The organism is Streptococcus sp. 2342 (assembly GCF_013276795.1).
Classification (GTDB): domain Bacteria; phylum Bacillota; class Bacilli; order Lactobacillales; family Streptococcaceae; genus Streptococcus.
On record NZ_VMLR01000015.1, the window covers coordinates 1 to 14,857 of the forward strand.

The window sequence follows — 14,857 nt, forward strand, 5'->3', positions numbered from 1 at the left end:
TTTTCCTGGCGGTGTAATTTTACCTGTTCCTGGAATTTCCCCATCTGGTAAGTCTTTATTCGGAATAATTACTTTTCCATCTGGTCCTGTTGTTACCACAATTGGTGTGCCATTCTTACCTGGAATTTCTACCTTCGTTCCTGGTGGATATGTTGTTCCATCTGGTTTCTTAGGTGTTACCGTTACGTCTCCTGTATTTGGATCTTGATCTAATACTATTGCTGGTGTTAAACGAGCTGGCGTTTCAACAGTAACTTTTTCAGGAGTTTTATCTGTACCAGGCTCAGTGATTGTTCCTGGACCTGAGATTTTACCATCTGGTAAATCTTTATTTGGCACTTTACCTTTACCGTCTTGTCCAATTGTTACAGTGATTGGATTTCCATCTTTTCCTGGAATTTCTACCTTAGTTCCTGGTGGGTATGTTGTTCCATCTGGTTTCGTTGGTGTTACTGTTACTTCTCCTGTATCTGGATCTTGTTGTAACTCTACTGTCGGTGTCTTACGGGCTGGCGTTGTCACATCAACTGGATTAGATGGTCTCTTATTCGGTTCTGTTACGATACCTTTTCCTGGTAAATTTCCTTTTGGAAGTTTATCATTTGGAACTGTTCCTGAACCGTCATTTCCAATTGTAAGTTCAATTGGAGTATTGCCATTTCCTGGAATCGTTACAGTTGTTCCTGGTGGATAAGTTCCTCCACCTGGTTTCGTTGGTGTTACGATTGCATCACCATTTTCTTTACGAGTAATTCCTATAGTTGGAGTTTGAGTCGTAGGAACTTTCGGATCTGTTCCGTTTTTCTTCTCTTCCTCATCTGGAATTCCATCGTTATCATCATCTGCATCTTCTTTGTCTGGAGTTCCATCTCCATCTGTATCTCTCAGAATCGTTACTGGAACTTCTACCTTAATTTCCTCAGTTTCTTTTCCAGTTTTTCCATCTTTTTCTTTTGTAATTTTAACAGGAATGTTAATTTGACGTTCTTCTTCATCTTTGTCCCAGTTATCTACTGTTGGAGTTCCTGTTAACTCACCATTTCTGTTAACTGATAATCCATTTACTGGTGGATTTTCTGTTGTAATTGTAGCACCTGGTTTATTTGTTGTTACAACTGTAACCGGTGGAACTTCAGCTTTTTCTCTTACAGGAGCTGGTGGTGTCACATTTCCTGTTAGTTCATCTGCTACTTTTGGATTTTTATCTTGATCATCTGGAATACCATCATTGTCATCGTCTAAATCATCTTTATCTGGTGTTCCATCTCCATCAGTATCTCTTAATACATTGACTACAACGTCTTTTTCAACTGGTGTATCACCATCATGTGTTACTGTTACTTTAATCGTTACAGTACGATGTTCTTCGATTTCTCCCCAGTCTTTAACATCTGGCGTTCCAGTAACTTTACCATCAGGAGTTACAGTTAGTCCATTCTTAGGAGTTGGAGTAATTGTGCTATTGTCTTTATTAGGTGTTACCACTTTATCACTTGTATATGCTTTGTTTTCAATCGCATCTACCGGTGTTCCTACTTCGACTGTTAATGGTTTTCCAGCAGTTTCTGTAGATGATTGACTTGTTAAGTCTGTTGTCTTACTTGTTACTTTTGCTGTAACTGGTGAACCATCTTTTACTTTATCCGCAGGAATAGTCACTTTACCATTTGCATCAACAGCAATTGTTGGATCAGAACTTGTCCAAGTTCCATCTCCAGCTTTTGTTACTGTTACTGTTTGTGGCGTGTTATCTTCACCTGTATATGTGATAGTTGTAGTTCCTTCTCCAGTTAATATCGGTGTAATTTCTACAGTTCCATTTTCTTTTGGTGTCACTATTGGAGCTTGCGGTTTCACTTTAACAATTACATCTGTTGTTTCTGTTGAACTATCTTCATAAGTAATTGTCACTGGAATTGTATGTTTACTATCTGGAGTTACTTTCGGTAATTCAGAATTTCCCACTACACTTGTAATCTTAGCTGCTATGAAATCTTTCGTTTCAGTTCCATCTACTACTCCAGTAACCCCTGTTTTTCCTGATAAATCAGAATTTGTTAATGGAGAATCTACTTCTTTAATAACATCAACAGTCGTTACTTTGTGAGGTGTTGTTGTATATGTCGCATCATCAGAATCTACAGCTGATCCACCTGTACCTTTTGTTGATTTGGCAGTCACACTAGTTCCTACTAACTCTTTAGGAATTTCTAATGAACCATTATGGAATACTAGGCCTTCTTTCGGTGTTTCAAGTTCCCATCCAGCATCTTTCTTCACTAGTGTTACAGTTCCATCTGTTAATGGAATTGTTACTTTATCCCCATCTGTTGGTGGCGTTACTTTCACATTTCCATTTTGCCATTGAGAAATACTTGGAGCTGCTGGTTTTTCTTCTTTTACAACTACATGTACAGTTACTTGGTTTCCTGCTTTTCCTTGGCTATCAACAGGTTGAAGCGTTACAGCGTATACTCCTGCTGTTGGATTTGCTGGAAGTCCAGTAACATTAACAGTACCTGTTCCGAACGGTTTATCCGTAGTACGATCATCTTCAGTATCAGATACCGTTACTAATTCTTTTAGTTTGTCTGCTGTTAATACTGTTCCTGCATCATAAACTTTAGGATTTTCTTGTGTTCCTACTGCTGCATCTTTCAACGTTACTACTGGAGCATCATTTGATACTGAAATTACTTTCCAATTTCCTGCTGGTGTTGCATTTTGTCCAGTTTCAGGTTTGTAATCTACTCGTAATCCTAATCCGCTAGTATAGTTATCTGTATTGTCTCCAGAAGCAACCTCTTCTTTAATAAGAAGTTTTTTATTATTATCTGATTCTTTTAGGGCAATGCTTACTTTGTTTTCAGCTTTATTGGCTTCATTTATACTATTTGTAATTCCTTGTACAAAGTTATTTGCATTTGTAACTCCAGCTGGCGTTGTAGGATCTACTTGCCAATCTCCACCATTTTCATTACGTACAAGAACAATGCTATTCGGTTCATTATCTGTATCTGAATTATTATGGAATCGTAACTCGATTCGTTTTGCATCATGCGGTACTGTTACATCAATATGCTTGCTTCCAGCAATTGTAGCAGAAGGTGAGTAATTACCCATTTTGACTACTTTAGGTTCACTCGTTTTAGAAACATCTGTATTTCCAACTTTGTTTACTACTGTAATCGCTGCTGGTTGAACTGTTTCTCCGTTTTTATTTTCGCTTTGACGAAGGTTCTTGTCATCAGGTAATGTCGCTGTCCAAGTATCTCCATTAATGGTTACTTGCCCATCTTTGCTTGATAAAACTGTATTGTCTTTATCATTTAAGTGTACTTCTACAACTCTATCATTATTATTATCTAATGTGAATCCACCTAACGTACCGCTAATCTTACGTGTTGTTGATGATACTGCATCCTGATTAAACGTTGGTTTTGGAGGTGCTACATGGAATGTAACCTCTTTTTCAATGCTAGCAGGTGTATAAACTTTAACTGCTTTACCGTCTATATTGGTTGTATAGTATCCTGCACCTCTTGGGAATTTCACTAATGCTTTGTAATCAGTTACTACACCTGGTTTGTTAAGCTCCGTAGTAGTAGTTACTTCACCAGTAGTCCCTTGTTCATTATTCTTACTCCATTTGAAGTTCATTCCTGCTGGGTAATATTTATCATCCACATCTTGCTTTATACCATCTGTTGCAGAAACTAACTTCACATAATTATGAGAGTCTTTACCGTTGTTTGCATTCGCTGCATCAACTAGTTTCGTTCCTAACTCAACTGTTTCTGGACTATTTCTAACTTCAACATCTACTACTTTATATTTATATTTATAAGTACCAGTGTTTCCTGTAGCGTCAGTAATCGTTACTTCTCCAACACGTTCTCCTAAATCAGCTGTTGATGTAGATGTGTTAGCGTCTTCTGTAATCTTAACATTTGTTCCACTTGTCCAAGAACCAGTTTTCTCAATACTTGTTCCATTTGGAAGTTTTGTTACGTTAATCGTCTTAATATCGTTTCTGTCATCTCTTACATTGAATGTTGGGTTAAATGTTGAACCTCTGAACACTACGAAGTTTGCAGTAGTGTTTTCATCTTTTGTTAACAACATACCATCCATTGTTGCGATTGGCTCATTCGCATCTACTTTCGTTACAGGAATTTCAATATCTTCTGTTGAGTGGTCAGGATATGTGATAGTTGCACCAACATAGTAAGTACCATTATCTTTCGGCTTAATCGCACCATCTTCTTTCATAGCAAGACTTAAACCAGTTGTATTATTACTGATCTTTACAGTTCCACGTGTAGATGTAAATGTCAGATTTGATTTCATTGAATCGAAATCTGATTGACTAATTTTCGCACCTGGTGCAGTAACATCTACATTAATTGGCTGAGTTGAAACTTGTGGATCATATTTCGTTGCTTGAGTTAGAACTTTAAATTTGATGCGAGTTTTATTTGTAACATCGTTAGTTTGATTATTCATCTCATTTGTTGCAGCATCTTTAGCTACAACATAACGTGTTACTTCATCATTATCTGTCCACTTTGTAGTCCCAGTTTTATAATCTCCTAAATTACCTGAAATTGTAACATCTCTTGGAGCATCTAATTCAACATTACTTTTACGAACAGCCTCATTATAAGATAAGCCTTCACCCAAACCTATATTGAATGTCTGACCTAATGCTATTCTAACTTCAGTCAATTTATTAGAATCGTCGGTTACCCTACCAATCGTTAGATTTGTATCTTCTGTTGGCGTTACATAAACAACTTGATCTCCGTTGGTTTCTACTTTTGTTTCTACATTATTCGGAGTAAATTCAAATTTCGGTGGTTCTGTATCCCCTACTTTAGAATTTGCTGTTGTTGTATCACTGTCTACACTATCTGTTGTCACAGATTTAGCTCTTATTTCAGTTGCGTCCTTAATAGCACGGTCCTTGATTGTAACAACACCAGTCTCAGGGTCAATCGTTACACCGTCTGCAGGTGCTCCACTTGTCAATGACCATCTATTTCCAGTTTTAGTTGCTGTAACTGTAATCGTCGTTTGACCATTGGGATGTTTATAAGTAAAGTTTAATCTATTAACATTTTCTTCACTTACCGGTGTTACTGTTACATCACCTTTTTCTAAAGGAGTAATTGTTGGTGCTGTTGGTTTAACATGGAATGTTTGGTCTCTTTCGATGGTAGCAGGTGTGTAGACCTTAACTTGGTTTCCATCAATTGTTTTTGTATAGTAACCAGCTCCAGATTTAAACTTCACTTCTGGTTTATATTCAGAAATGATTCCTGGTCTGCTCAATCTAGTTTCATTAGCAACCTCTGCAGTTCCCTTCTTCCATTTGAACGACATACCATCTGGATAATATTTATCATTACCATCGGCATTTGGAGCATCTACTACTTTCACATAATTATGAGAATCTTCTAATTGAGTATTTAATGGGACTGTTTTTAGTGTTTCTCTAATTGCAACATCTACAACTTTATATTTAAATTTATACGTTTTCTCATTGTTTAGTGCATCTTTTACAACAATACTTGCTTCATGATCACCTAATTGAGCATTATTTGTTGCAGTGATATTATTTCCTTCTACTTGTACATCAGCACCATCTTTAGACCAGCTCCCTGATTTTTCAAACTTCATACCACTTGGAAGACCCGTTACGCTTATATTTGTGACTTTATTTTTATCATCACTTACTTTAAAGGTTGGATTAAATGTGGATTCTTTGAATACTACATATGAATAATCCGTTGCTGTCTCTGATAATTCTTTACCATTAATCGTTACTTTTGGCGCTGTTGTATCAGATTTACTAACTGGAATTTCGATATCTTCAGTCGTGTGGTCTGGATATTCAATTCTTGCACTTACATAGTATAAACCATTCGTAGCGTTCTTCTTAATTGCACCATTATCATTCATAGTGATATTTAAACCAGCAGTTCTATTGTTAGCACCGTTACTGATTTTTACATCACCACGTTCTGAAGTGAAGGTAATATTTGATTTAATAGCATCAAATTCTGCTTGAGTAACCGTTGCACCTGAAGCAGTAATATCTTTATCAATTACTTGATTTCCAACATGCGGATCATATTTCGTTGCTTGTGTTAAAACTTTTAATTTAACACGAGTTGGATTTGAAACATTTTCAGTTTGATCTCTCATTTCCTTAAGTGCAGCATCTTTCGCCACAACAAAACGTGTAATTTCAACGTTATCTGTCCAAGCTGAATTACCATTACGATCCGGTAGTTTACCTGAAACAATGATATCTCTTGGAGCATCCACATCTCCATTATTTGTTTTAGTTACTTCGTTATAAGTGATACCTGAACCTAACCCTTGAATACCAAATACTCTATTAGATTTATCTGCGAATTTTACCTCAGATAATTTACCAGAGTTATCTGTAACTGTACCAATCTTTAAGTTTGTATCTTCTGTCGGAGTGATATAGGCTACTTGCCCTACTCCAGTTTCAACTCTTGTTTCTTTTCCATTAGGAGTAAACTTGAATTTAGGTGGTTCATTATCACCAACGTTTGAAGTTTTTGTTACTGGATCACTTTCCACATTGTCAGTTGTTTTAGATATTGCAATAACTGGGGCGGAATCTTTGATAGCTCTATCTTTAATCGTTACTTTACCTGTAGTTTTATCAATCGTCACACCATCAGCTGGAGCATTGCTTAATGTCCATCCATCGTTTGTTTTTGTTGCTGTAATTTTTCTTGAAGAATTATGAGGTTCATTATATGTGAAATTAAATGTATTTACATTCTTTTCATTCACTGGCGTTACTGTAACATCTCCATTGTTTTCTGGAGTTACTGTAGGTGCAGTAGGTTTTACTTGGAATTCGATAGTTTTATACAGGAATGATCTATTGATAATTTCATTATCTTTACCTGGAGTATTATTAGTAACTTTTTCAACTTCATTTGTTCCAGCATATCCATTATGGAAATAAGCAGCTGCTTTAACAGTTTGTTTACCAGGATCATTAAAGGTAACAACCTTGCTAACAGTATTGTTTGGTTGAATAAATCTAAACTTCATATCTCCTGGGAAGAATCGGTCACTTACATCTTTTCCATCAGTTGCCGTAATAAAATCATGCGAATCACTGTAAGAAGCTCCTTTAGAAGTTTTTACAACCAGAGTACCATCCGATTTGACTTCACCTTTATTTTTTTGGAAATCTAAGTCAACAACTTCAACATTAAATTTAACAGTTGCTTTATTGCCTCTATCAACATTGTTTCCTTGGTCATCTGACACTTTGAACGTAACCGCTTGTTTTCCTAATGTTGCATCAGCAGCTACTTTCCCCCTAATATTTGTTGTTTGCGGGTGTGCCTCTGTGGCTCCTGTTATTGAAAGCGTTCTTCCATTATTAAAAGTAACACCCTTAGGTAATCCACTTTCATATTTCAAGTTAACTTTACCTTTTGGATCGTTATCATACATTGTTAACGGAACATCTAAAATTGCCCCTCTATAAATACGAGTTGTAGGAGCATTAATCTCATTCTTTGTTAATACCCTTACTTTGTTTCCATCTGTCTCTGTTGGATTTGTCATCTTAACAGTTGGTTCTTGGTTATCTGGTGCTTCTGTTGGTCTAACTGGGTCACTTTTCTCAGAGACCACAACTCCTCCATTGTCAACCTTTGTTTCAGCCGTAATTGGATTTCCTGTCAATGCCCCATCAACTGTAATCCTTGCAGTAGTTCCAGTAGTTTTTCCTGTTCCGATAACTTTGCCATCACTATATAGAGTAACTGTAGATCCTGTTTTAACTCCTGTACCAACATTTACCGTGATTGTTTGATTTGTTAATCCTTTTTTATGAACGACATCATTAGCTGTAATAGCAGGTTTCTTAGGCTTAACCGTAAATTTCACCGCTCCATCTGCATCATTTGATGTTGATCCATCTTGGTATCGAGCAGTTGCTATATAGGTGAAAATTCCTGCTGTATCTGTACTTGGTTTAATATTATTTTTCCAACCCCAATCCATTCCTGATGGAAATTCCCCACCATTTTTAGGAGTAATATATTTAGCAGTTACTGGATTATCTGAATTTGGAAGGGGATCACCTACTGTTTTGTTATGCGAACTTCCTTTAAGTGGATATAATTGTGCGTCTGGCTTTGTTTTTAGACTTGTTCCTTGCGAACCTACAATATATGATTGATTAGTAGTTTGTCCAGTTGTAACAGAAGCAGCATACACATTACCATTAGCAGCTTCTGTTTCTGTCACATTATCCTTCAATTTTACTCTAGCGGTCATATGGATCGCATAATCTAAGTTTTCCCGACCGACTTCTATTCCAAGAGTATAACTGACCCTATCAGTGTAACTTCCATCTGTTCTTCTTACAATCTTATCTAAATAAGGATCGTCTTGGTTACGTTTAAACACTTGCCATTTTTGATCAGCACGACTTACTCCTTGTGGATCGTATGTAGATCTTCTATCCCCTGGGAAAACGTTGGTTCTTTGTCTCCATGGTTCTGAAATTACAGCCGTCTCCCCAACCTTTTGGAATTCTCTACCTCCATCAGAAAGCTTTTTACTAGGGTCTCGAGAAACATTTTGATAACGAGTAAAAGTTAAATTTTCTACTTTATTAGAACCATCCATGATATTAAACGGAGGTTGGAAATAATAATGCTGACTATAAGAGAGATCTGCCATGGCCACTCCATTATTATTGAAGTAAACATCATAGACCATCCATTTACCTGAACTGCTTTGTTCATATTTTGCTTTAATTACTGTCTTTTTTTCTGTAAATTCAGGATCATCATTCCTTAAATATGATCCACCGTTAGTATTTCTATCGACCGATGCAAAGTATTTAACGTTTTTCAACGCCCCAGAGCTAACTGGTGTATAAGCTCTAAACTGTGTACCTTGACCCATGCTTTGACCATTACGTGGGTCATTCTTACCTGAAGTTAGACGCAAAGTCACTATTTTGACAGAATTAAACGTTCTTTTAACACGATTATTCAAATCCTCAAGTTCATTAGATGTTACCCTAGTATTTGTCAATAATCCTTGAGCAAGTGAGAGAACTTCATTTGCTTTTCCAAGTACTTCTTTAGTTGATTCATGTTCAGGGAGCTCAAGAACCGCTGCTTGTAATTGTTCAGCAGACAATTTTAGTGATTCTTTCTTATCTGAAATAGTTTTATCATCTTCACTTAGTTCAAAAGTGGTTTTATTATCTTTGATTTCAGTATTATTCTCAGTTGCAGTTTCTTGAACCGTGCTTGATTCTTTAGTAGCATTTGATAAGACAGTTAAGTCACTTTCTAAAAGGGAAAGTAGTTCATCTACATCCTTCTGCGCTGCAGGATCACTATCTAGTAGGGCTTGCCCTTTTTGAACTCTGTCTTTAATCGGAGAAAGAACTGAGTTGTCAAGATCTGATTTCGATGAAAGAGTAGTATTTAACTCTTCAACTACTTTTCTTAATTTCGCTTTATCAACTACTTTAACAATGTTTTCACTATTAGTTGGCATTTCCTTTTCTAAAGGATTCTGTGCAACTTCTACTTTGTTTTCAGTAGGTTCCGTAACGCCCACAGGTGGCTCGACCTTATTTTCAGGGTTCACTACACCTGCAGTAGAGTGTGAAGTGTTTTCAACTAGACTATCCGCACTCACGACGCGCGTACCTAAAAACATCAGTGCTGCTACAGCTACTGAAGCCGCACCAAAGCTATATTTACGAATAGAATAGCGCAAAACCTTGTCACTCTGATGACGTTTCATTCGACTGAATGACTTATTTTTATGTTCCATTTCTCCTCCTAAGGAAAATATAATAAAAAAGCAATCTTTATAACTTCAACTCCTTAAAAAGAGTTAAGCTACAAAAATCACTATGATGATTGCTATTAGCAAATAACATCACAGCTATCACAGCTATCACAGCTATCACAGCTATCACAGCTATCACAGCTATCACAGCTATCACAGCTATCACAGCTATCACAGCTATCACAGCTATCACAGCTAAATTATACTATTTTCTACATACTTAATCAAATATTTTGCCTTATATTCTTTAAAATTCGAGAAATATTGTATATTTAAGTATAACATTGTGAATATGTTGATATTTTTTAAAAGCAACTCTATTCACAAAAAAGTAGATTATACTTATCTACTTTCAAAAATCATTAAATTTCTTTTATTTAAGGTTTTATCCACATAAAAAACCTATAAGCTCTATAGAGGTATAATCCACTAGAGAGTTTATAGGACCTAGAATAGTTACTATTTCTTTTATTCTTCTGTTATATCAATCACAATCTCTTCTAATTCATCAAGAGTTTCGGCCTTTTCTTGCCACTGCTCCTTAAGATTATTGAATCGATCTTTTGATGCTTCTGTCGCTTGAAAAGCATAGGATTTAGCTTGAGCAAGGACACTGTCCACAGTGATTTCACCTGACTCAACCTGTTCTTTGGTTTTCAGAACAAAATCTGTAGCCTGCTCCTTAACTTCTGTCAGTTTTTCACAGACCTGCTCCTTGGCATACTCTGGATCTTCTCTCAAATCATCCAGAAAATCTTGAGCCTGACTGCAAACTTGTTTGCCCTTGTCGCTTGTTAAAAACAAGGCAAGAGCTGCACCTGAAACAGTTCCTAAAAGGATTGAGGATAGTTTACCCATAAGGATTCTCCTTTTTTATTTTTTTAAAAATTTACTTGCAAGACGAAGAGCTGACAAACTTGCCCCAGTCTTGAGTGTTTTTGAACCTGCTGATGAAGCTTTCTTGCTCAAGACACGCGCATGGTCATTGAGGTCTGAAACAGATAGAGATAAATCTGCAACAGCATTAAAGAGTGGATCAATCGTTGCCACCTTGACATTGATATCATCTGCCAAGACATTGACCTTAGCCAGCAATTCATTGGTATGATGTAAGGTCACATCCACATCTGAAGTCAAGGTTTTAATCGTCTTTTCTGTTTCATCGATAACACGTCCAAGCTTTTGTACAGTAATGATTAGATAGACTAAAAATACAATCAAAGCAAGGGCTACAAGAATATATGCAACTTCTAACATTTAGTTTTCCTCCTCTGAAATATAGTAAGGGGCCTTCTTTCGATTTTGATATAGAATGATAAAAATACCCAGTCCGATAAGGACAACTGATAGCCATTGAGACACTCGAAGACCAAAGAACATGAGGCTATCTGTTCGCATGCCTTCAATAATCATACGACCAAAACCATACCAAATCAAGTAAAAGGCCGTGATATAGCCTCGTCTGAGACTCTTCCATTTTCGTCTGACAATCAGAATCAAGGCAAATCCAAGAAGATTCCATAGAGACTCATAAAGGAAGGTCGGTTGACGGTAGCTCCCCTCAATATACATCTGGTCACGGATAAAACCAGGTAGATAATCCAGATTATCCACTGCTGCACCGTAGGCTTCTTGGTTAAAGAAATTGCCCCAGCGTCCCAAACTTTGGGCTATCATAACGCTAGGTGCCGCAATATCTAGAAAATCCCAAGTATTGATGAGTTTACGATCAGCAAAGATATAGAGTACAAGAGCCCCAGCTATCAAACCACCGTAAATGGCCAAACCACCATTCCAAATGGCAAAAATCTCTCCTACATTCTGACTATAGTAATCCAAACGGAAAATAACATAGTAGAGACGAGCTCCTAAAATAGCCAAAGGAAAGGCTATCAAGATAAAATCTAAAATATCATCTGGTATGATCTTCTTTCTAGGCGCTTCTTTCATGGTCAAATAAACCGCAAGAATCAAGCCTGTCACAATACACAAGGCATACCAACGAATGGCTAGGGGTCCTAGTTGAATAGCAATTGGATCAAGCATTTTGCACCTCATTTCGAGCGATGAGATTTGTCAAGCGTTCTTCGAACAAACGAGTCGCATCAAAGCCCATTTCCTTGGCACGATAATTCATGGCAGCTGCCTCAATCACGACAGAGATATTACGACCTGTTTTAACTGGAATACGGATACGAGGAATGGCTACGCCAGAAATTTCGAGTTCCTCTGCATTGTTTCCAAGACGATCAAAGGTCTTATGCGTATCGTAATTTTCCAAATAGACAGCAAGCTGAACCTGTGAAGAGTCCTTGACAGCACTGGCACCGTAGAGGCTCATGACATCGATGATCCCAACCCCACGAATTTCAATCAAGTGTCTCAAGATTTCAGCCGGTTCTCCCCAAAGAGTTAATTCATCCTTAGAGTAAATATCTACCCGATCATCTGCTACCAAGCGATGACCACGTTTGACAAGCTCCAGACCTGTCTCACTCTTACCGATTCCACTATCTCCCTGAATCAAGACACCCATCCCATAGATATCCATCAAGACACCGTGCACACTGGTACGTTCTGCCAAACGAGAATCCAGATAACTAGATAACTCTCCAGACAAACGACTAGTAGCTGTACGGCTGGTTAAAATGGCAATCTTACATTCTCTGGCTGCCTTTAACATTTCCTCTGGAACCACCAAACCACGAGCAACAATGACCGCAGGTGTCTCAGGTAGAAACATTTTTTTCAAAACTTCATAACGGCTGTTGGAAGGCATGCTGATCAGATAAGACCACTCCTTCATCCCCAAAAGTTGAATCCGCTCTGGCGTATAGTAGTCAAAATAGCCTGTCATTTCAAGACCAGGTCGCGTAATATCCGCTATATTGATTTCCTTTTCAAGCAATTCTGGTTCGCCATAGACAATGTCTAGTCTAAGCTTTTCAATCACTTCTTTTACTAAAACCGACATCATTTCCTCCTTCAATCAAGTTCTTTTTACTATTATATCAAATTGTGGGAGGAAGTTTCTGATTTTTGCAGGCTTTGGAGTATTTATTTAAAAGAAAAAGGACTAGATTTCTCTAGCCTTTCATTTCTAATTAGAATTTTTTACGTTTACGAGCTGCTTCTGATTTACGTTTACGTTTTACAGAAGGTTTTTCATAGAATTCACGTTTGCGTGTTTCTTGAAGAGTACCAGCTTTAGTAACCGCACGTTTGAAACGACGAAGCGCGTCGTCAAGAGATTCATTCTTACGTACTACTGTTTTAGACATTTTTTTCACTCCCTTCAAGTTTAATATCTATTTTATTCTACACGTAAAAGGAATAATTGTCAAGCAAAAATGCGGTTTAATTTTGATTTTTTCTTCCATTTATACAAGAGTTGAAAGCGCTTAGCGCCTGTTTATATGATGAAACAGGATTCAGTACTTATTTTTATCGAGAATATGGTCACTCATTAAAGGGATAGATCATATGTCTAAAAGAAGATATCAGAGGATTTCTTTGGTTGTAGCGCCTTCCTACTAGGAGATTTCTTATGAGAGGTACTTGTTTAAGCTTTGAAAATCGGACTTATACTCTTCGAAAATCTCTTCAAACCGCGTCAGCTTCGCCTTGCCGTAGGTATATGTTACTGACTTCGTCAGTTCTATCTGTAACCTCAAAACAGTGTTTTGAGCTGACTTCGTCAGTTCTATCCACAACCTCAAAATACTGTTTTGAGCAGCCTGTGGCTAGCTTCCTAGTTTGCTATTTGATTTTCATTGAGTATTATCATCTGATGTTTATCAAACAATCTACCAATTAAGCTTCTTCGTCTTCTTTACGACGACGGCCTGCAAGACCAAGACCAAGTAAGGCACTTGCGGCCGCTACTACCATAGATACTATAGAATCTACTGTACCTGTGTTTGGCAATTCTTTAGCGACTGTACGCACACTTGCTTGTGCTGATGCTGTTTGACCGGCGTTAACTGCTGCTTGAGTTGTAGCTGGAGCTACAGCTGGTGTTTGAGCAGCTTGGTCGTTAGTTGGAGTTGCATGATCAGTTGATAGAGCAACTTTCGCCATGAAGTCTTCGATACGTTTAATCATTGCATCCACTTCTGCTTGACTTGCGTCTGCATTAGCAAATACTTTCTTAGCATCTGCTGATAAGTCATTCGCTTCTTTTGCAGTTTCTGCATCAAGCTTAGCTGATTCTTTAATGATTAATTCATCTAATTGATGGATAGCACCTTCTAACTTAGCTTTATCCACTTTCACATCTGTGTTAGTTGATCCGTTATTTCTGCCATAATCTGGAAGAGAAGTTTCTGGTTTAGACTCCCCACTTTGTGAAGCAACAACTCTAACCGGTACTTTTACAGTTATTTCTTTTCCATCTGCTAATCTTAAAGTTACTTTAGCAAACTTGTCCCCTAATGTATTTGTATCCGGTAAATCTATGCTAATGACCGTAACATTCTCTGGTAAGTTTAGTTTAGCAATGACATCAGCTTGACGAATCGCTTTTCCACGTTCAACTGTTACTACTCCAGTAATAGATGATTGAATGAATGCTCCAAGGTCAAAAGATGGTCGTTCATAAACTAATGAATCTTGATCCAACTGATATAAGAAGGTACGTAAAGCTTTATCTAGTTCAGCTTCAGTTGTCGCTTTATCAATGGCATCTTTTGCTTCTTTTGCTTCTTTAGCTACTTTGACTTTTTCTTCTGCCTTTTGTTCTGGCGTTAAGCTTGTACTAGCTTCAATAGCAACCGTCGCTGTTTTAGCGGCATCAGCAATTTCTTTTTTAGCAGCTTCTCTGTCAAGATCCTTCAACAATTCTGCAGCTTTATCTAATTCTGCTTTTACTTCATCTACTTTTGCTTGTGCTGCTTTAGCTTCTTCTTTAGTCGCATTATTTTCTTTTGCTAAAACTTTTTCAGCTTCAGTTTTTGCCGCTTCTAACTCT

At 37.3% G+C, this 14,857-nt stretch carries 7 protein-coding genes and 1 pseudogene; 1 reads left to right on the plus strand and 7 read right to left on the minus strand.

From position 1 onward, the window contains the following. Positions 1–9,870: YSIRK-type signal peptide-containing protein (locus tag HT689_RS09280; protein WP_173280998.1), on the minus strand; the 9,870-nt coding region annotated here is incomplete at its 3' end. A gap of 89 nt (positions 9,871–9,959) precedes the next feature. Here HT689_RS09280 and HT689_RS09285 point away from each other — a divergent pair. After that, complete coding sequence (locus HT689_RS09285; protein ID WP_173251753.1) at positions 9,960–10,112, plus strand: hypothetical protein; 153 nt, start codon at positions 9,960–9,962, stop codon at positions 10,110–10,112. Between the two features lie 244 nt (positions 10,113–10,356). Here HT689_RS09285 and HT689_RS09290 read toward each other — a convergent pair whose 3' ends face one another. From HT689_RS09290 to HT689_RS09545, 6 genes and pseudogenes are all read right to left on the minus strand, one after another. Next, positions 10,357–10,746 carry a YtxH domain-containing protein gene (locus HT689_RS09290; protein ID WP_173227131.1) on the minus strand — a complete coding sequence of 130 codons (390 nt, stop codon included), beginning with the start codon at positions 10,744–10,746 and terminating at the stop codon, positions 10,357–10,359. Further along, a pseudogene (locus tag HT689_RS09295) lies at positions 10,719–11,145 on the minus strand (DUF948 domain-containing protein). The gene HT689_RS09290 and the pseudogene HT689_RS09295 overlap by 28 nt, the downstream one beginning before the upstream one ends. Then, positions 11,146–11,934, minus strand: a complete 789-nt coding sequence (lgt, locus tag HT689_RS09300) for a prolipoprotein diacylglyceryl transferase (RefSeq protein ID WP_173227129.1) — start codon at positions 11,932–11,934, stop codon at positions 11,146–11,148. Next, complete coding sequence (hprK, locus tag HT689_RS09305) at positions 11,927–12,862, minus strand: HPr(Ser) kinase/phosphatase (protein ID WP_173227127.1); 936 nt, start codon at positions 12,860–12,862, stop codon at positions 11,927–11,929. The genes lgt and hprK overlap by 8 nt, the downstream gene beginning before the upstream one ends. A gap of 130 nt (positions 12,863–12,992) precedes the next feature. Beyond that, the gene (gene rpsU / locus HT689_RS09310) at positions 12,993–13,169 is read right to left on the minus strand and encodes a 30S ribosomal protein S21 (RefSeq protein WP_000048054.1); all 177 of its coding nucleotides are present in this window, start codon (positions 13,167–13,169) and stop codon (positions 12,993–12,995) included. 532 nt (positions 13,170–13,701) lie between these two features. Beyond that, the coding region (locus tag HT689_RS09545) for a DUF1542 domain-containing protein (protein ID WP_240148120.1) at positions 13,702–14,857 on the minus strand (1,156 nt) is incomplete at its 5' end.

Coding starts and splice junctions, on each gene's coding strand:
- HT689_RS09290 (WP_173227131.1), bottom strand. CDS start 10,746: ATGGGTAAACTATCCTCAATCCTTTTAGGAACTGTTTCAGGTGCAGCT.
- lgt (WP_173227129.1), bottom strand. CDS start 11,934: ATGCTTGATCCAATTGCTATTCAACTAGGACCCCTAGCCATTCGTTGG.
- hprK (WP_173227127.1), bottom strand. CDS start 12,862: ATGTCGGTTTTAGTAAAAGAAGTGATTGAAAAGCTTAGACTAGACATT.
- rpsU (WP_000048054.1), bottom strand. CDS start 13,169: ATGTCTAAAACAGTAGTACGTAAGAATGAATCTCTTGACGACGCGCTT.